This is a genomic window from Pontibacter ruber, assembly GCF_023630205.1.
Classification (GTDB): domain Bacteria; phylum Bacteroidota; class Bacteroidia; order Cytophagales; family Hymenobacteraceae; genus Pontibacter; species Pontibacter ruber.
Genome location: NZ_JALPRR010000004.1, coordinates 90,080 through 109,127 on the forward strand (window position 1 = coordinate 90,080; position 19,048 = coordinate 109,127).

Genomic DNA, 19,048 nt, shown 5'->3' on the forward strand with positions numbered 1-19,048 from the left:
ATATTCAGGAGAGTCTAAAACCGTGGCAATGGTTGCATGGGAGAAAACAGAAAGCTCACGAGTCATACCAACCGTGGTGTTCCGTTGATCAGAAACGAAAGCAGCATGATATCTTTCACTATGCCGGAAAAATGGGGCAGCCTAAGTATAAAATTCCTGAAGTTTGGCCTAGTGGGGCTAAGCGGCATCGTGGTGGATTTTGGGATTACTTTTATGGCGAAAGAGCGCCTGCACTGGAACAAGTATGTAGCCAACAGCCTGGGCTTTATTTTTGCCTGTACCAGTAACTACATCCTCAACCGCCTCTGGACCTTCCACAGTACTAACCCGCAGATACTGGAGCAGTACCTGAAATTTATACTGGTATCGGTAGTAGGGCTGGGACTGAATAACCTGTTGGTATACTTCCTGCACGATCGACTGGGTGCCAGGTTCTATCCTTCCAAACTTGCGGCTGTTGCACTGGTTATGTTCTGGAATTTTGCTGCCAATTACCTGTTCACGTTCAAAGTATAAGCACCTTACTTTTTCCCGATCCGGTAGATGCGTACCTCTTCATTTTTATGCACGCGCGGGTTGAGGTAGGTAAGCAATTGATCGTAAAGCGAAGGAGAGATGGTTGTCTCATACGACAGGGTAGGGTATAGCTGGCGCAGGCGCTGGAGGCGCTCCGTTTGCTGATCGTTGCCCGTCATCACTACGTAACCAGGCTGGCGCTGCATGGCGGCTATTTCCTGCTGCTGCTGCGATACTGGTTTTCGGCTATCCAAGGTATACACCATCACGAAATCATCCGGCAACGGGGTGCCTGTTTTATACTTGGCCCACGCCCTGTATTTATCTTTTTGGAACTCTTCGTATGTTGCGCTCATCTGGCCCAGGTAAAACAGGGGAGGCTGGCGTACGCCCTTTTCCCCTCCCTCCAGCAATACTGCTTGTAGCCCCTGTTTCTCCGACAAGTATACCAGCGGCGCAATACGGCTTTTCTTGGAGTAGGTCAGGCTCAGGCCAATGGCCGCCATCAGGTTAACGGCCCAGAAGAAGCGCCAGCTGTAGGCCAGCCAGCGCCGGTGCTGCAACCAGAACTTCGACTGCTGCACAAACGGTTGCCAACCCACCACACCCAGCACCACTAGCAGCGGCAGCAACGGAAAAATGAACCGTTCCTGCTTGTTGGGAAACAGCGAGTGTACTACAAAAAACAGCAGCCCACCCCAGAATAGCATTGGAGCCTGCCGTTGGGTGCGGACATACCCCATCAGCAGGAAAATACTAACCGGAGGCACCAGGAAGCCCAGCACCGTCAGCAGAAAGCGGTAAACCGGCCCGGTGCTGAAGTTGTAGGCATGTTCGGTGTTGTAAAAGAAGTAGGTTACTACCGAATGGAAAGGGTAATCGAAAAAGAGGATGTCAATGGTGCCCTGAATAGCAAAAGCGACAAGTATAAACCCAAGGCTAAACCAGCCCATTTGCCGCCACTGCTGACGGTAGAGCAGCACCAAGCCAGCTCCTGCCGCAAACAACAGCGTGTGATAACGGAACACAAACGCAAGAGCAAACAAAGCTCCAGGCAACAACCAGCTAGCCGGTTTTCTTTCTGCTTGCCGGTCATACTTCAGGAGCAGGTAAAACGCGGCCAGGTAAGGCGGTATGCACACCATCTCCACCAGGTTACGCACGCTCATAAAGGGCATAAACCACAACAATGCCAGCATAAGGCCCACCAAGCGTGCATTGGTCCTGTTCGAGAGCAGATCGGTTATTTTATAGCCAAAGTACACGACCAGGAGCGAGTAAAAGCCGTGCAGCAAACGAATGAGCATCATCTTAGTATCCGGACTTTGGATGCCTGCGGCCTGCATGGCGTAAAGCAACGCGTAATGAATGCCCGTGTAAAACATACTATGACGCGGAGGCATTTCGGTGTTAAGCCAGTAAGGCAAGCCATACACCCAGTTTTGCGCAATGGTGATCACATCAAAATGGTCATCGTGAAAAGCATAGCCTTTGGAGAAGAACACGGCCAGCAGGCGTATGGCCAAGGCAATGGCCAGTATCAGCGGCAACGGTATAAGCGACGGCTCCGTGGACAGGCTATTTGCCTCCTGCCTTCTTTGATTTTGCTGCTGCACGTAAAATGGCTGTTGCATAGCGTATGCAAATTCTGTTTTACATCGGTTCCGGGAAAGGGTGAAGGAGGAAAGGAAAGGGCATTTAGGTGTTACGCCATACTTTTGGGAAAGGAGAGGAAAGACTGAATTTTAATTCCAGAAGTATATTTTCTGCTTCGGGTAATTAACCGAGATCTTGCGGGCGCTCAGGAACGGATAGCCCAGCAACCCGTCTATTCGCAAGCCATAGCCTTGGTTCAGGTGCGAAATATCGGAAAACACAAAGTGCATGTCCGGGTAAGTATGGCCGTTTACGTGGGTGGCTTTCATGTAAGCATCCTGCACGGCTACCTGCCCCTGGCTGGCCCCGGTAATGTGGTTGGCTTTGCCTTTTTTGTAATCTGAGGCACTAATACGGGCAGTGCTTGCCACATCCAGCAGGTTTGCTTCTGCGCCTGTGTCCAGCCCAAAGTATAAAGTTTGCTTGCCAATGGTTGCCTCCACTACCGGAATGTGCGCCTGCAATTCAAACCGCATTTCTTCTACAGGTTGTATGGTGGTGTGATAGGAAGAGGCTCCTGTTTTAAACAAGCTCAGCGTTTTTTTCTGGTAATCCAGCAGCAGCTCATAATCCTTTAGGGTGCTGTAGCCGATCAGGCCGTCTATCGGGCGTTTGGTCAGTTTCTCCAGGTGCGCCATGTCCATGGAAATAGCCGGTGCATCGGACAGGCGTATGCTGCCAAACTCCAGCGAGGGCACCACCACGCGCTGTACCTGCATAGTCCCGGAGATGCCTTTGCCTTCCAGAGTGTCGGTGGCTTTGGCGCTCAGGCGTTTGCTCAGCACCAGGTACGGTGCCCCGGTGTCAAGTATAAAATCTGCAGGCTTGCCGTTCACCGCCACTTTCACAAAGATCAAACCCCCTTTCAGCTCAAAAGGCATCTGTATCTTTTCGGGCAACACAGCATTCTTCGGCTCCGTCTCCGGCTCCGGAACAAGCCCGATCGTAAGAACCGTCAGCAGGCTTATTGCCACCAAAATCATTGCTATTGCTATCTTCATCCTAACTAACCTATCTATTCGTAACTATATACACAGCAGGCAACACGTAACAAATAACGAGCAACGGGTCCTATTTGGTTTACTTTTAGTACAACCGGGTGTAGGTTGGCTTTGTTTTTTCGATGTAACCTTGCAAAACAATTCTTACTTTTGCTCATCTAATATATCGATATCAATATGCTCCGAACTCATACTTGTGGTGAACTACGAATTGACAATGTAGGCGAAGAAGTTATCCTGACTGGCTGGGTACAGCGCCTGCGCGACAAGGGCGGTATGCTCTGGATTGACCTGCGCGACCGTTATGGCATAACGCAGCTGGCATTTGACGAAAGCATTTCGCTGCCACAGGTGTTGGCGCAGGCCCGCAGCCTTGGCCGCGAGTATGTGATCAAAGCCATCGGACGCGTGATCGAGCGTGAGTCCAAGAACGACCGCATGCCTACCGGCGATATCGAAGTACGTGTTGGTAAACTGGAAGTGCTTAACGAGGCCAAGCTGCCTCCTTTCCTGATCGAAGATGAAACCGACGGCGGTGATGACCTGCGCATGAAGTACCGTTACCTGGACCTGCGCCGTGCCCCGGTGCGCCATAACCTGGAGCTGCGCCACCGCATGATGCGCGAGGTGCGCAACTACCTGGATCACCATTACTTTATCGAGGTAGAAACACCTGTCCTGATCAAGTCTACGCCGGAGGGTGCCCGCGACTTTGTGGTGCCTTCGCGCATGAACCCAGGTGAGTTCTACGCCTTGCCACAGTCGCCGCAAACTTTCAAGCAGCTGCTGATGGTATCGGGTTTCGATAAGTATTACCAGATCGTGAAATGCTTCCGCGACGAGGACCTTCGTGCCGACCGTCAGCCGGAATTTACCCAGATCGACTGCGAGCTTTCCTTTGTAACTCAGGAAGATATCCTGCACACGTTCGAAGGCCTGATCCGTTACCTGTTCGAGAAAGTGAAAGGCATCCACATGGGGCCGCTGCCGCGCATGACCTATGCCGACGCCATGCGCTTCTATGGTTCTGACAAGCCGGACATCCGTTTCGACATGCGTTTTGTAGAGCTCAACCATGTGGTAAAAGGCAAAGGCTTTAAAGTGTTTGATGAGGCTGAACTGGTAGTGGGTATCAATGCCCGTGGAGCCGCCGGCTATACCCGCAAGCAACTCGACGAGCTGACTGACTTTGTGAAGCGTCCGCAGATTGGTGCCACAGGGCTAGTATATGCCCGCGTGAACGAAGACGGAAGTATAAAGTCGTCGGTAGATAAGTTTTATTCGCCGGAAGACCTGGTTGCCTGGGCGGCGGCTTTCGATGCCCGGCCGGGAGACCTGTTGCTGGTACTGGCAGGAGGAAGAGACAAAACACGCAAAGCGCTGAACGAACTGCGCCTGGAAATGGGCAAGCAGCTTGGCCTGCGCGACAAGGATGTGTTTGCTCCGCTTTGGGTGGTGGATTTCCCGCTGCTGGAGTGGGACGAAGACACGCAGCGTTACCATGCCATGCACCATCCGTTCACTTCGCCAAAGCCGGAAGATCTTGAATTGCTTGACGACCGTCCTGGCGAGATCCGCGCCAACGCCTACGACATGGTGATCAATGGTGTGGAAGTAGGGGGCGGTTCCATCCGTATCCACGACCGCAGGTTGCAGGAGCAGATGTTCAAGACGCTTGGCTTCTCCCGTGACGAGGCTTATGCACAGTTCGGCTTCCTGCTCAATGCTTTCGAGTATGGCGCTCCTCCGCACGGTGGTATTGCTTTCGGTTTCGACAGGCTTTGCTCGTTGTTTGGTGGTTCCGAGTCTATCCGCGATTACATTGCCTTCCCTAAAAACAATTCCGGCCGCGATGTGATGATCGATGCTCCTTCACCTATCTCGAATGCACAGTTGGATGAACTGCACATCCGTATGAGGCACTAGAACTGAAGTATAAAGTATAAAAAGAGCCTGCCGCTGATGACCAGCGGCAGGCTCTTTTTATACTTTATACTTAAATGTTCGGGATGATGGCTTGTAAACTAAAAAGGCTGCCTTTGTGGGGCAGCCTTTTTAAGAATTTATACTTTTTTACAAGATATCGCTCATCAGGGCAGGAGCTATACCAAACAGGATGGTCAGCACTGTGATAAAGATCAGAACAAAAGAAACAAAACCGGTTACTTTTACTCTGCCGTAGTCGCCTGCTGGCTGCAGGTACATGGCAATCACTACTTTAAAGTAGTAGTAGATACCAACCGATGCCAGGATCACAGCGAGTACCACCAGCCACATCAGATCCGCATTTTCCAGAATAGAGGCGAAAACAAAGAACTTGGCAAAGAAGCCGGCTGTAAGTGGTATGCCTGCCAGTGAAAGCATGGAGATGGTCATGGCGAAAGCCAGCAGCGGATTTGTCTTGCCCAGACCGTTAAAGCCCTGGAACGACTCTTCGCCACGCTGCACTGTTACCAGCTGCAGTACGCCGAAAGCAGCAATGGTAGCCGTAGCATAAGCTAGCGAGTAGAAGAAGATCGAAGCGTCAGAACGCTCGTTGAAGGCGATCAGCGACATCAGCAGGTAACCTGCATGCGATATGCTTGAGTAAGCCAGCATACGCTTTACGTTGTGCTGCACCACAGCACCGATATTGCCTACTACCAGCGTCAGCACCGTAATTGCTATCAGCGTAGGGAACCATACCGCGTAAGAAGCCGCAAAGCCTGCTACCATCAGCTTGTAGAAAGCTGCCACACCGGCAATTTTCACCACCGTTGACATAAAGGAAGTGAAGAGCGTAGGTGTTCCCTCGTACACGTCCGGTGTCCAGAAGTGGAAAGGAGCCGCTGAAATTTTAAAGGAGATACCGATGATCATGATCAGCAGGCCCATGGTAAACATAGTGTTCTGCAGGCCGTCGGCGTCGGTTTGTGCCGCGCTGATCTCCGAGATGTTGAATGTGCCTGTAGCACCGTACACCAACACAATGCCGAACAACAGGATACCCGTGAAGAAAGAGCCCATCAGGAAATACTTCAGGGCCGCCTCGTTGGAGCGTATGCTCTTTTTGTCGCTGCCCGCCAGTACGTACATGCTGATAGAAAGTATCTCGATGCCCACAAACAGCATGATCACGTTCTCGAAGCTTACCATCATTACGGCGCCTACCAGCGAGAACAGCAGCATGGCGTAATATTCTGCCAGGTTCTGATCGTTTGCCTCTACATAACGCTGCGAAAATGGCAGAATCAGCAACGTTGAAAGCACCATGATGCCCGTAAATGCCACCGCATAGTTGTCGATGGTGAGCATGTTGTTGAAGTAGCTCTGGGTATCGTTCCAGCTAAGCATGTTCACGCCGAACACTACCGCCAGGAAAAGCAGCGCCAGCGGCAACAGTATCCTGTTAGACTTCAGGAAACCTACAAAGAGGTTTATGATCCCGAATCCGGCTAGAAGTATAATCGAAGTCATGTCGTCGTTTTAAATAATCGTTTCTTAATCTTTGCCCGGTTATCTTCTTTGAATGATGTTCAGCAGGTTACCCACTGCTGGTTCCGAGATTTCCAGGAAGGTGTTCGGGAACAAACCGATCCAGAATACCATGATCACCAGCGGTATCAGCACCGCCTTCTCGGTTAAGGTAAGGTCGGTAAAGCCTTCCGTTTTTGCAGACTTGGTGCCAAACATCACGCCCTGGAACATGCGCAGCATGTATACTGCTGCCAGGATGATGGTCAGGCCGGCTACTGCACCGAAAATGTAGTTGTACTGGAACACGCCGGACAGCAGCAGGAATTCACCCACGAAGCCGTTGGTCAGCGGAAGCGCTACAGAGCCTAGTAACAGGATCATGAAGAAGATAGAAAGAGCCTTCGCATTCTGCGTGATACCTCCCAGGCTTGTGATCTCTCTTGTATTCGTGCGGCGGTAGATAATGTCAATGATGAAGAACAGGCCTACTACGTTAACCCCGTGGCTCAGCATCTGTATCACACCACCCTGCAGGCCCTGCTCGTTCAAGGTAAAAATACCCGCTGAGATCAGGCCAACGTGTGCAATGGAAGAATAAGCGATCAGGCGCTTCAGATCGTGCTGACGGATCGCGATGATAGAGCCGTATACTACACCGATGATAGAAAGCACAAGCACCAGGTCAACCCACTGGCTTACGCCCAGTGGCACCACCGGCAGCAACCAGCGCAGCACGCCATAAATACCCATTTTCAGCATGATACCAGACAGCAACATCGTAGCCTGTGTTGGCGACTCAGTATAGGTGTCCGGCTGCCAGGTATGGAACGGGAACACCGGCATTTTAATAGCAAAGGCTAGGAACAGGAACCAGAATATCCAGCTTTGTGTGCCTGAGTCTAGTGCCAGCTGGTAGAAAGCGTTTACAGAGGAAGAGTGTGCCGAAACACCTGTGCCTGCCGTCTGAAAGTATAGGTACACAAAAGCAGCCAGCATGAACAGCGAGCCGAAGATGGTGTATACAAAGAACTTGAAGGTAACCTTGATGCGGTTCTCACCACCCCAGATAGCAGCGATAAAGTAGATCGGAATAAGTGCCACTTCCCAGAAGAAGTAGAACAGGAAAGCATCCAGCGCCACAAACACACCGATCAGGCCTGTCTGCATGAACAGGATCAGTGCGTAAAAAGCATTCGGGTTTTTGTAGTCATGCTTAAAAGAAGAAAGCACGATAAGCGGAACCAGGAACGTCGTCAGGAGCACCATCAGGAGGCTGATGCCATCCATACCGATACTAAAGCTGATACCGGCACTCTCTACCCACGGAATGTTCAGGGCAAACTGAGGCGCAACGGTCTCGTTCGTAAAGCCGGCGGTGGCATACAAGGCAAGGGCAAACTCAACGAGCGCCGCTACAAAAGCCACTTTCTTGGCGCTTTGTCCTTTCAGCAGCAGCACCAACAGGGCGGCTAAGGCAGGCCAGAAAAGTATAAGAGCTGTAATCATCTTCTGAGAAGCTTATCCGATAAAGAAGTTTAAAAATAGAATCAGAGCGATGCTGAATACCATGATCAGCACATAGAAACCAATAGCCCCGCTCTGCGCGTAGCGCAGCGTGCGGCCGCTCACCATTACCAGTTTGCCGAAGCCATTCACGATACCGTCTACTACCACCACGTCGAAGAAGCGGTACAGGGTGCCTGACAGCCACATCAGCGGACGCACAATGATGGCATTGTACAGCTCGTCGATGTAGTACTTGTTGTAGATCAGGTTGTGAATTGGAGACAGGCGCTCGCCTTCTGCGGCAGGCACTGTGTTCTTCTTCACATACATGACATAGGCAATGAAGATGGCTACCACGGCTACCGCTACCGAAATGCCCATCAGCAGGTATTCGGTGGCGTGGTCGATGTGGGCAGGTTCCAGTGCCGGTGCATTGGCTATTCTGGCAAAATCATAGATCGGCGACAGGAAGTTGCCCAAAGTATGCGTCTCACTGAAAACAGCCGGCAGACCCAGGAAACCACCTACAGTGGAAAGTACAGCCAGCACGATCAGCGCAATGGTCATCGACTTCGGGGACTCGTGCAGGTGGTGGCGCTGCTCTTCAGTGCCTCTGAACGTTCCGAAGAACGTCAGGAACAACAGGCGAAACATGTAGAAAGCCGTCATGAAAGAAGCCAGCAAACCGCCTACCCACATTACTTTGTTGTGCTCGTATACGTGTGCCAGCAATTCGTCTTTCGAGAAGAAACCGGCAAACGGAGGTATACCCGAAATAGCCAGTGTGCCGATCAGGAAGGTAATGAACGTGATCGGCAGCCATTTGCGCAGGCCACCCATGCTGCGGATATCCTGCTCGTTGCTCATGGCGTGAATCACAGAACCCGCACCCAGGAACAGCAGTGCCTTGAAGAACGCGTGCGTCAGTACGTGGAAGATGGAAGAAGAAAAGGCCATCACACCCAGCGCCAGGAACATAAAGCCCAGCTGCGATACGGTAGAATAAGCCAGTACCTTTTTAATATCGTTTTGCGCCAGGCCAATGGTCGCTGCCACCAGCGCCGTAACCAGACCGATAACAGCGATAACTTCTAAGGTTGTCGGAGCAAGTACAAACAGCACGTTTGAGCGCAGCACCATGTAAATACCGGCGGTCACCATGGTTGCCGCGTGGATCAGGGCAGATACCGGTGTAGGACCCGCCATTGCATCCGGAAGCCAGGTAAACAACGGAATCTGGGCACTCTTACCCATCGCACCTACAAACAGCAGCAGGGTAATGGCGATGATCACGCCGGAGTCTACGCCGCCAGTATAGCGGGCAGCCTCTGCAAACACCTGCGGATAGCTCACGCTACCGAAGGTCAGGAAGATCAGGAAAATGCCCAACAAGAAGCCCAGGTCACCGATACGGTTCATTACGAAGGCTTTCTTGGCGGCATTGTTATAGTTGGTGTTCTTGTTCCAGAAGCCGATCAGCAGGTACGAGCAAAGACCCACGCCTTCCCAGCCTACGAACATCATCACGTAGTTGGAGCCCATCACGAGCAGCAACATCGAGAAAAGAAACAAGTTCAGGTAAGCGAAGAACTTGCCTACGTTCTCGTCGTGGCTCATGTAGCCTGCCGAATAAATGTGGATCAGGAAACCGATACCGGTTACCATCAGCATCATCAGCAGCGTCAGCTGATCGATCATAAACGAGAAGCCGATCTGCAGATTTCCAACCGAGATCCAGTTGTAGAAGTCTACCAGGTAAGGCTTGCTGCCGTTGGCGGTGAAATCCAGGAACAGGTAAACCGAGATCAGGAACGAGCCAAGTACGGTAGCGCTGCCGATCAGTCCTACCAAACCTTTGGCTATGTTACGGTTGCCTAGCCCGTTCACAAGGAATCCTAAGAAGGGCAGGAGCGGAATGAGCAAACTCAGCAGTGCCATATCCTGGTTGTTGCTGGGCATTACTATGTCTTGCATTTAGCGTATGGTTTAATTAAGCTACTGTAGGTATAAATAAGGTTATTACCACTTCAGGTAATTGAGCAACTGCACGTCAGTAGACCGGATGTTACGGTAGATCATCACGATAATGGCCAGGCCAACGCATACTTCGGCGGCAGCAACGGCCATAATGAAGAACACGAACACCTGACCGCTCGGGTCAGAACGGTAAGCCGAGAAGGCTGCCAGCAGCAGGTTTACTGCATTGAGCATCAGTTCGACGCACATAAAAATGATAATGGCATTGCGTCTGGTAAGAACACCAACTATACCTATCACAAATAAGGCAGTGCTGAAGTATAGGTAATAATCTAAAGGAATGGTTCTGATAACCTCAGGTATCTGGTTCATCTGCAGTGGGCTGAACGTATTACTGGTTAATTTATAGTCCAAAATGAGCACGCAAAGTTATCCTCATTTTTTATAAATCCATAACATATTTCCATTCTTCTTACCTTATGGAGGCAAGCAGCGCGTTATATAGCGGTACAACCCGCAGCCTGCTTTTATACTTTGTATTTACCCTTGCATAATTTATACTTTTAAGCGCGCTTTGCGAAGCGTTATGCTTTGACTTTCTTGTAGTTGCAATTGTAGTATATGATTTATACTTACAGTACCTGACACTGCGCCTGCTACTTGCGTATAGCTGAACTGCAACATCGTTTTATGCACCTATGGCTCGTATGCATTATTTTATTGGCTTGTTGGGGTTTATTTTGCTCCTGTGCTCCTCCTGCCAGTCCAATACCTCTGAGGTTCCTCTTTCCAAAGCAAACACTGATATGAGAGATACAACAACTGCCAGCGCAATCATTCAACGGAAGATCACCTATGAGCGCCTGCCTTCTGCATCTGCAATGGAGCAGGAGGACGGGACCGTATTTATACTTGGGGATGATTCGCCTTACCTCTACCAACTGGATGAGCAGTTCAAGCAAACAGGTAAAATTGCTCTGTTCGATACTTCCGGACTGGAGTCTGGCCGCATCCCGAAAAGCAAGAAGCCGGACCTGGAAAGTATGGCTTCTATCGAATTCAACGGCAACAAGTACCTGCTGATGCTCGGTTCCGGGTCGAGCAAGCCGCGCCATACGGCCTATCTGGTGCAGTTGCCTGTTCAATCTGCAGCCAAGCCTCAGATCCGGAAAGTGGATCTAACACCCTTGTACAAGCACCTGCAGGACCGGAAGGAAGTAGTAGGAGAGGATGTGCTGAACATTGAAGGAATGGCCATTGGAGACGGGCATGTTTTCCTGCTGCACCGCGCCACCGGCAAAGGCTTTAATGTGCTGCTGCGTTACGATACGGACCCTTTTGCTTCTTTTCTACTGGAAGGGAAGGAGGCACCTGCACCCGATTTATACTTCTTTAAGCTACCTGAACTGGAGCAATACCAGGCAGGTTTCTCCGGTGCCTACCTGTTCGAAGATAAGCTCTTTTTTACGGCTTCTGTTGAGAGCACTACCAATGCCATTGACGATGGCGAGGTGTTAGGCAGCTTTGTCGGTGCCTTTCCGCTTAGCTCCCTGCCCAAGGCTACAGATCCTGCAAAACCTTTCACGTTGCCTGCCGCGATTATAAAGGATAAGGAAGACAAAACATACTTGGGTAAGGCCGAATCGCTGGTGGTAAAAGGTTCTGAGCAGCAGGGGAAGTATAAAATACTTGTCGTGACGGATGATGACAAGGGGCATTCGGAACTGCTGGAAATAGAGGCAGCCTTATAAAAGCAAAAGGCCGGAGTTTATAGCTCCGGCCTTTTGCTTTTATAAGGTATAAATTCTTAGAAGTGTGTTTCGCCTGTTTCTTTTTTGCCCAGCATTACAGCGCCCACCATCGCAGTCAGGAACAGTACCGAAGCCAACTCAAATGGCAGCAGGTAATCGCGGAACAGGACCATGCCTAGGTTCTCCACCATACCGATCTGTGAATTGAAGCTTTCAGGGTCGTAGGTTGCCACGGTTGCATCTTTTAATGCCGCGATCATCACTACAAACAGTAACCCCCCGGCAACAGCGCCTGCTATTTTACTTAAGGTAGATGTTTTTACTTCTGCAGACGAATCTTTGCCTTGGTTCAGGAACATGATCACGAACAGGAACAGTACCATGATAGCGCCTGCGTATACAATGATGTTCACGGCTGCCAGGAACTGTGCGTTCAGCAAAATGTAGTGGCCCGATATGGTAAAGAACGTAATGATCAGGAAAATCACGCTGTGCACCGGGTTTTTGGATATTACTACCATCAGGGCGCAAAGCAGTGTAAGCGAAGCTAGAAAGAAAAACAGGCTCTCCATCAGATTATTTTGTTTCAGTGGTTTTAAGCGGCTCAACCAGGCGGTCTTTGCCGTAGATGAATTCATCGCGCTCGTAACGTGCCGGCGCAATTTTATCGTCCTGCAGGAAGATGGCAGCTTTCGGGCAGGCCTCCTCACACAGTCCGCAGAAGATGCAGCGCAGCATGTTCACCTCGTAGGTAACGGCATACTTCTCTTCTCTGTACAGATGCTCTTCTCCGGCTTTGCGCTCACCGGCCACCATCGTAATGGCCTCGGCAGGGCAGGCTACCGCGCACAAACCACAGGCAGTGCAACGCTCACGACCTTCCTCGTCACGCTTCAGTACGTGCAGACCGCGCCATACATCGCTTCGCTGGCGTGTTTGCTCCGGATACTGGATCGTAGCTTTTTTCTTGAAGAAGTGTTTTAATGTAATACCAAGACCCTGAGCAATGGCAGGCAGATAGGCACGTTCAGCGAACGTCATCTCCTTTTTTTCCAGTTTCTTACTTCTATTGGTTAGTGGTTCCATTTCTTATCCATTATGAATACTGTTTACAACACGGGGCTGTATGTTAGCATTCAACTTTTGGTACTATAGGTTAAAATAAATACTCTTTCAGCAGAATACCGCCACCTGTCAGCATAATGTTCAGGATCGCAAGCGGGATCAGGATCTGCCAGCCCAGCTTCATCAGTTGATCGTAACGGAAGCGCGGAAGCGTCCAGCGAACCCACATGAAGAAGAAGATAAACAAGAAGATCTTGGCAAACATCACGCCTACACCAACAAGCGTTACCACGTTATTGGCCAGTACCGGATCGCTGATAGCAGAGCGCAGGTTTTCCATGAACGGGAAGTTGTAAGCGCCAAAGTATAGCGTAGCCATTACAGCTGACGCCACAAAGATGTTGATGTACTCGGCAAACAGGTACATGCCCAGTTTCATAGAGCCATACTCCGTGTGGTAGCCACCGATGAGTTCGGCTTCCGATTCAGGTAAGTCGAACGGCGTACGGTTCGTCTCAGCAAAGGCACACACCAGGAAAATGATGAAGCCCAGTGGCTGGTACCAGATATTCCAGTTAAAGCCCTGCTGCTGCTCGGCTATTTCTCTTAAGGACAGGGTACCGGTCATCATAAGAATCGCAATAAGCGAAAGGCCCATGGCCAGTTCGTAGCTGATGTTCTGCGATGCCGCACGGATGGCGCCCAGCAGGGAGAACTTGTTATTGGATGCCCAGCCACCAATCATCAGACCGTATACACCCAGCGATACCACACCAAACACATACAGCACCCCGATGTTTACCTCAATGGCCTGCAGGAAGATCTCGTGCCCGCCAATGATAAGGCTGTCTCCGAACGGAATTACAGCGCTCGACATGGTGGCAACAAGCATCGCAATACCCGGGCCTATGATAAACAGCGCCTTATTCGATTTGGCAGGTATAAAATCCTCTTTAAAGAACAGTTTACCGGCATCAGCAAGGGGTTGCAGCAAACCAAGCGGGCCAGCGCGGTTCGGGCCGACACGGTCCTGGATGAAAGCGGCAATTTTACGCTCAAAGTAAGTACTGTACGTGGCAATCAGCAGCGTTATACCGAAGATAACCAGGATGTAAATTGCTTTGTATATAAGGTCTACAGACTCCATAAATTAATGCTGTGGCAGGTTTTTCTTTGTTGAAGCTGGCAGGTTCGGTACGATCGGCACGTTCACAACCGGCAACTCGTAGTGGTTAGCCGAAATAACAGAAGCTCTGTTGATGTGGCGCGGCCCTTCGATGGTCCAGTCGCTCATTTCCTTCTTCTCGAAGCGGCAGGTGTTACAGATAAACTCTTCTACCTCGCTGTACTCGTCCTTGCGGGCGGTTACACGAAGCACCTGGTCGCCACGGTTCCACAGCGTTACTTTACCGGAGCAGGTAGGGCAGTCGCGGTGTGCATCCATAGGCTTTGTGAACCAAACACGGTTTTTGAAGCGCCAGGTCTTGTCTGTCAGTGCACCAACAGGGCATACGTCAATCACGTTACCTGACATTTCCTGATCTACTATGTTCTCGATGTAAGTACCGATCTCTGCAGCATCGCCACGGCCGAGTACACCATGCACGCGGTTACCTGCAATTTGATCTGCAGTATAAACGCAGCGGTAGCACAGGATGCAACGCGTCATGTGCAGCTGGATGTAAGGCCCCAGGTCCACTTTGTTGAACGTGCGGCGCTCTTCTTCGTAGCGGGTGGCGCTTACGCCGTGCTCGTACGAAAGGTCCTGCAGGTTACACTCACCGGCCTGGTCGCAGATAGGGCAATCCAGCGGGTGGTTGATCAGCAGCATCTCTACAATGCCTTTGCGGGCATTCAGTACGTCTTCGTTGGTTGTATTTTCTACCACCATGCCATCCTGCACCGGCGTAATGCACGAAGCAACCAGTTTAGGCATAGGGCGTGGATCTTTGGCAGAACCCTGTGTTACCTTCACCAGGCAAACGCGGCACTTACCGCCACTGCCTTTAAGTGGAGTATAATAACACATGGCTGGAGGCACTACACTGCCCCCGATCTTTCTGGCGGCCTGAAGGATGGTAGTTCCATCTGCTACTTCTACCTCAATGCCATCGAATGTTATTTTTGCCATTTTGTATTTCTGTATTGATGCACAAGTATGAGTTGTGCTTTATATGATCCGCTAAAAACGCAGCGGGTATATTTTCTTAAGCTGTAATTGTTTCTAACTGGCCTCTGTACACCGCACCCGGAAGTGTTGCCTCCTGTGGATGCTTGATGTGCCACTCAAACTCGTCACGGAAGTGACGGACGGCACTGGCTACCGGCCAGGCAGCTGCATCACCCAGCGGGCAGATGGTGTTACCTTCGATCTGCTTGGCTACGCTTACCAACAGGTCGATGTCCTGCTGATGGCCGTGGCCGTGCTCGATGCGGTGTAAAACTTTCTCCATCCAGCCTGTACCTTCACGGCAAGGGCTGCACTGGCCACACGACTCGTGGTGATAGAAGCGGGCATAGTTCCACGTGTTACGCACAATGCACTGGTCTTCATCGAAAACTATAAATGCACCAGAACCCAACATCGAACCGCTCACAAAGCCACCGTCAGATAATGATTCGTAAGTCATCAGGCGGTCTTCGCCGGCTGCAGTTTTAAGTATAAGATTTGCTGGCAGGATCGGAACAGAAGAACCACCCGGCACTACTGCCTTCAGTTGCTTGCCTTTCAAGATACCACCGCAGTACTCGTCAGAATAAATGAATTCTTCTACCGGAACACCCAGCTCGATTTCGTAAACGCCCGGATTGTTGATGTTACCGCTGGCAGAGATCAGTTTTGTACCGGTGCTTCTACCAACACCAATCTTCGCATACTCGGCACCGCCGTTGTTCACGATCCAAGGCACTGACGCGATTGACTCCACGTTGTTTACCACGGTAGGAGAGGCGAAAAGACCTTTCACAGCCGGGAATGGCGGCTTGTTACGCGGGTTGCCACGCTTGCCTTCCAGCGATTCCAGCAAGGCAGTTTCTTCACCGCAGATATAGGCACCCCCACCCGGAGCCACATGCAGGTCCAGGTCGTAGCCAGAACCCATGATGTTCTTGCCCAGCAAACCTGCTGCATACGCCTCAGCTATCGCTTTCTCAAGTATGCGCAGCACAAACATCAATTCGCCACGGATATAGATGTAAGATGTGTTCGCACCCAGCGCGTAGCTCGACGTGATCATACCTTCTATCAGTGCATGCGGGTTTTTCTGCATGAACACACGGTCCTTGAACGTTCCGGGCTCAGACTCATCGGCGTTGCACACCAGGTAACGCGGAACCCCTTCCGGCTTAGCCAGGAAGCTCCACTTCATACCAGTCGGGAAGCCGGCACCACCACGACCACGAAGGCCTGATGTTTTTACTTCTTCCACCACCTCGTCCGGAGTCATCGTTTTCAGGGCCTTCTCTACCGAGCGGTAGCCGCCATGCTTACGATATACCTCCAGCGTCTCGATGCCTGGTACGTTTATATGTTCGGTTAATATCTTAATTCCCATTGTAGCAGGATATCTATACTTGGTTATTGCTTGACAAAGGACTATTTGACAAAGGACAAAAGAGATAATGTAAAAGATCTTTTGTCTAATTGTCTTTTGTCACAAAGTCTAAAAATTACTTCTGGTGATAAGGAGTTTCTACCTCGGTGTTGCGCAGCGTTTCCAGGAACTGATCCAGTTTCTCTTCTGTATCCAGGTTCTCGTAGTAGGTTTCGCGCACCTGCAACATCGGGCCTGTGCCACATGAAGCAAGACACTCTACCGGCTTCAGGGTAAACATGCCGTCGGCAGTAGTTTCGCCTTCTTCAATGTTCAGCTTCTGCTTGATCATGTCGATCATCTGGTCGGCACCACGCAGGCAGCAAGGGCCTGTACGGCATACTTCCAGCACGTGCTTGCCAACCGGCTTCAGGTTAAACATGGTATAGAAGGTGGCTACCTCGTATACTTCGATCGGCTGTATGTTCAGGATCTCGGCAATCTTATCCATCACCTGCGGGCTCAACCAACCACCAAATTCTGCCTGTGCCACGTGCATGATAGGTAGAATTGCTGATTTCTGGCGTCCTTCCGGATAATGGCTGATGTAGCGCTGTATCTCAGCCATGCCTGCATCAGAAAACTTTACTTCGTTTATTATCTCTGCCATTTTTCAATTAGCAATGATCAGTTAACAATGTTCTGTCAACGTGACCTTATATTTATTAATAGAGCCAACAGTATTGTTTCCTGCTAACTGTTTGCTGTTAATTGTTATGCGTCCAGCTCGCCTGCAATTACGTTCAGGCTGCTCAGCGTCAGGATCGCGTCAGCCAACTGGCCACCTTTGATCATTTCTGTGTAAGCCTGGTAGTAGATAAAGCAAGGTCTGCGGAAGTGCAGGCGGTAAGGCGTACGGCCTCCGTCGCTTAACAGGTAGAAACCAAGCTCTCCGTTGCCACCTTCTACAGAATGGTATACTTCGCCAACCGGAGCGTCAATTTCACCCATCACAATCTTGAAGTGATAGATCAGGGCTTCCATGCTGCGGTACACTTCCTGCTTTGGCGGCAGGTAGTAATGTGGTGCATCGGCGTGGTAAGAGCCTTCCGGAAGGTTTTTGTACGCCTGCTCAATGATCTTCAAGCTCTGCCATACTTCTTCGTTGCGCACCATAAAGCGGTCATACGTATCGCCTTTAGTACCAACCGGTATTTCAAACTCGAAGTCCTCGTAAGAGGAGTATGGGTTCATCACGCGCACATCGTAGTCAACGCCGGCTGCACGCAGGTTTGGCCCTGTGAAGCCGTAGCTCAGCGCACGCTCTGCCGAAATAGCACCCACATCCGTGGTACGGTCGATGAAGATACGGTTGCGGTTGAACATCTTCTCAAACTCTGCCCATACTTTCGGGAAGCGCTTCAGGAACTCGCCGATCAGGTGCAGTGCCTTTGGAGAAAGGTCACGCTCCATACCCCCAATGCGGCCCATGTTCGTCGTCAGACGGGCACCGCATACTTCCTCGTAAATGTCGTAGATGTGCTCACGCTCCTGCATCACATACAGGAAGCCGGTAAAGGCGCCGGAGTCCACACCCAGGATCGAGTTACAGATCAGGTGGTCGGAGATGCGGGCCAGCTCCATCATGATCACGCGGATGTACTGCGCACGCTTTGGCACGGTAATGCCCAGCAGCTTCTCTACCGTCATGTGATACCCCATGTTATTGATAGGGGATGAGCAGTAGTTCATGCGGTCAGTCAGCGGCGTGATCTGGTAGAACGGCCGGCGTTCTGCTATTTTCTCGAAGGCACGGTGAATGTAGCCGATCGTTGGAACAGCATCCACGATCTTCTCACCGTCCATCTGCAGGATGTTCTGGAAAATACCATGCGTAGCTGGGTGCGTAGGGCCCAGGTTCAGCGTGGTCAGGTTCTGATCCTCTTTGTTGTGCAGTTTAAGGTCGAGGTTGTTGCGGAACTCCTCCAACTTGTCGAGCTCAACTGTTTTATTTTCAGTAGCCATAATATGCTTGTTCTTGTAGCTTGCCCGGCAAGTATAAACCGGGCAAAAACTGGCTTATCGTCCGAAAAACGTATTAATCTTATCTTCCCTTGTCTGGTCTTCCAGCGGATACTGCTTGAGCATCGGATGGTACTCCATGTCCTCGATGTTGAGGATGCGCACCAGGTTCGGGTGACCGGTAAAGATGATTCCGTAGAAGTCATAAGCCTCGCGCTCCATCCAGTTAGCAGTTGCATACAGGTTGGTAAGCGTAGGCATTACCGGATCTGCGATCGGGAAGTATACTTTGATGCGGATGCGGTAATTATGACGGAAGCTGTGTAACTGGTACATCGTGCACAGCTCCTTGTCTTTCTGATCAGGGTAATGGATACCGCACATTGTCGTAAGAAAGCGGATTTGCAGTTCTTCGTCGTCGTACAGGTATTGGATCAGCGGAAGAATCGTTTCGCGGTTAGTGGTAATGGTCATGATGCCATCCGGGTTGAGGGCATCCCACACATTTTCTTCGCCAAACTTCTCGATTATCTTGCCGAGTACGTTTTCGTTCGTAAGCTCCATT

Annotated in this window: 17 protein-coding genes; 3 read left to right on the forward strand and 14 right to left on the reverse strand. The window is 50.7% G+C overall.

Annotated elements, in window-relative coordinates; genetic code table 11:
• Positions 1-36 precede the first annotated feature (36 nt).
• The gene (locus MJ611_RS17015; RefSeq protein WP_250431549.1) at positions 37-516 is read left to right on the forward strand and encodes a GtrA family protein; all 480 of its coding nucleotides are present in this window, start codon (positions 37-39) and stop codon (positions 514-516) included.
• Between the two features lie 5 nt (positions 517-521).
• Here MJ611_RS17015 and MJ611_RS17020 read toward each other — a convergent pair whose 3' ends face one another.
• Both MJ611_RS17020 and MJ611_RS17025 read right to left on the reverse strand, forming a co-directional pair.
• Entirely contained in the window at positions 522-2,150 is a 1,629-nt protein-coding gene (locus MJ611_RS17020; RefSeq protein WP_250431551.1) for a glycosyltransferase family 39 protein, read from the reverse strand.
• Between the two features lie 111 nt (positions 2,151-2,261).
• Positions 2,262-3,173 carry an aspartyl protease family protein gene (locus tag MJ611_RS17025; RefSeq protein ID WP_250431553.1) on the reverse strand — a complete coding sequence of 304 codons (912 nt, stop codon included), beginning with the start codon at positions 3,171-3,173 and terminating at the stop codon, positions 2,262-2,264.
• Positions 3,174-3,350: 177 nt separating this feature from the next.
• On the opposite strand from MJ611_RS17025, the gene aspS reads away from it, so the two are divergent.
• Positions 3,351-5,099 (forward strand): aspartate--tRNA ligase, encoded by a 1,749-nt coding sequence (gene aspS / locus MJ611_RS17030; RefSeq protein ID WP_250431556.1) that lies wholly within the window; start codon positions 3,351-3,353, stop codon positions 5,097-5,099.
• A gap of 147 nt (positions 5,100-5,246) precedes the next feature.
• Here the strand turns inward: aspS and MJ611_RS17035 are convergent, their stop codons facing one another.
• Genes MJ611_RS17035 through nuoK form a run of 4 tightly spaced genes read right to left on the reverse strand, consistent with a single transcriptional unit; the run spans position 5,247 to position 10,484 of the window.
• Entirely contained in the window at positions 5,247-6,629 is a 1,383-nt protein-coding gene (locus MJ611_RS17035; protein WP_250431558.1) for an NADH-quinone oxidoreductase subunit N, read from the reverse strand.
• A gap of 39 nt (positions 6,630-6,668) precedes the next feature.
• Positions 6,669-8,135 (reverse strand): complex I subunit 4 family protein, encoded by a 1,467-nt coding sequence (locus tag MJ611_RS17040; protein WP_250431559.1) that lies wholly within the window; start codon positions 8,133-8,135, stop codon positions 6,669-6,671.
• Between the two features lie 12 nt (positions 8,136-8,147).
• The gene (gene nuoL / locus MJ611_RS17045) at positions 8,148-10,109 is read right to left on the reverse strand and encodes an NADH-quinone oxidoreductase subunit L (RefSeq protein ID WP_250431561.1); all 1,962 of its coding nucleotides are present in this window, start codon (positions 10,107-10,109) and stop codon (positions 8,148-8,150) included.
• A 45-nt stretch (positions 10,110-10,154) separates the two neighbouring features.
• Entirely contained in the window at positions 10,155-10,484 is a 330-nt protein-coding gene (gene nuoK, locus MJ611_RS17050) for an NADH-quinone oxidoreductase subunit NuoK (protein ID WP_250431563.1), read from the reverse strand.
• Positions 10,485-10,918: 434 nt separating this feature from the next.
• Here nuoK and MJ611_RS17055 point away from each other — a divergent pair, with 434 nt between their 5' ends.
• Positions 10,919-11,863: a DUF6929 family protein gene (locus MJ611_RS17055; RefSeq protein ID WP_250431565.1), complete on the forward strand. Its 945-nt coding sequence runs from the start codon at positions 10,919-10,921 to the stop codon at positions 11,861-11,863.
• Positions 11,864-11,919: 56 nt separating this feature from the next.
• Here MJ611_RS17055 and MJ611_RS17060 read toward each other — a convergent pair whose 3' ends face one another.
• From MJ611_RS17060 to MJ611_RS17095, 8 genes are all read right to left on the reverse strand, one after another.
• The gene (locus MJ611_RS17060; RefSeq protein WP_250431567.1) at positions 11,920-12,435 is read right to left on the reverse strand and encodes an NADH-quinone oxidoreductase subunit J family protein; all 516 of its coding nucleotides are present in this window, start codon (positions 12,433-12,435) and stop codon (positions 11,920-11,922) included.
• Between the two features lie 4 nt (positions 12,436-12,439).
• Entirely contained in the window at positions 12,440-12,949 is a 510-nt protein-coding gene (locus tag MJ611_RS17065) for a NuoI/complex I 23 kDa subunit family protein (RefSeq protein WP_250431568.1), read from the reverse strand.
• A 70-nt stretch (positions 12,950-13,019) separates the two neighbouring features.
• Positions 13,020-14,075, reverse strand: coding sequence for an NADH-quinone oxidoreductase subunit NuoH (nuoH, locus tag MJ611_RS17070; RefSeq protein ID WP_250431570.1), 1,056 nt, complete (start codon positions 14,073-14,075; stop codon positions 13,020-13,022).
• 3 nt (positions 14,076-14,078) lie between these two features.
• Entirely contained in the window at positions 14,079-15,059 is a 981-nt protein-coding gene (locus tag MJ611_RS17075) for a 2Fe-2S iron-sulfur cluster-binding protein (protein ID WP_250431572.1), read from the reverse strand.
• 76 nt (positions 15,060-15,135) lie between these two features.
• A complete protein-coding gene (gene nuoF / locus MJ611_RS17080) occupies positions 15,136-16,482 on the reverse strand; it encodes an NADH-quinone oxidoreductase subunit NuoF (protein WP_250431573.1) in 1,347 nt (448 codons plus the stop codon).
• A gap of 115 nt (positions 16,483-16,597) precedes the next feature.
• Positions 16,598-17,131, reverse strand: a complete 534-nt coding sequence (locus tag MJ611_RS17085) for an NADH-quinone oxidoreductase subunit NuoE family protein (protein ID WP_250431575.1) — start codon at positions 17,129-17,131, stop codon at positions 16,598-16,600.
• A 104-nt stretch (positions 17,132-17,235) separates the two neighbouring features.
• Positions 17,236-18,486 carry an NADH dehydrogenase (quinone) subunit D gene (nuoD, locus tag MJ611_RS17090; protein WP_250431577.1) on the reverse strand — a complete coding sequence of 417 codons (1,251 nt, stop codon included), beginning with the start codon at positions 18,484-18,486 and terminating at the stop codon, positions 17,236-17,238.
• Positions 18,487-18,540: 54 nt separating this feature from the next.
• Positions 18,541-19,047 (reverse strand): NADH-quinone oxidoreductase subunit C, encoded by a 507-nt coding sequence (locus MJ611_RS17095; RefSeq protein ID WP_250431579.1) that lies wholly within the window; start codon positions 19,045-19,047, stop codon positions 18,541-18,543.
• Between the last annotated feature and the right edge of the window lies 1 nt (position 19,048).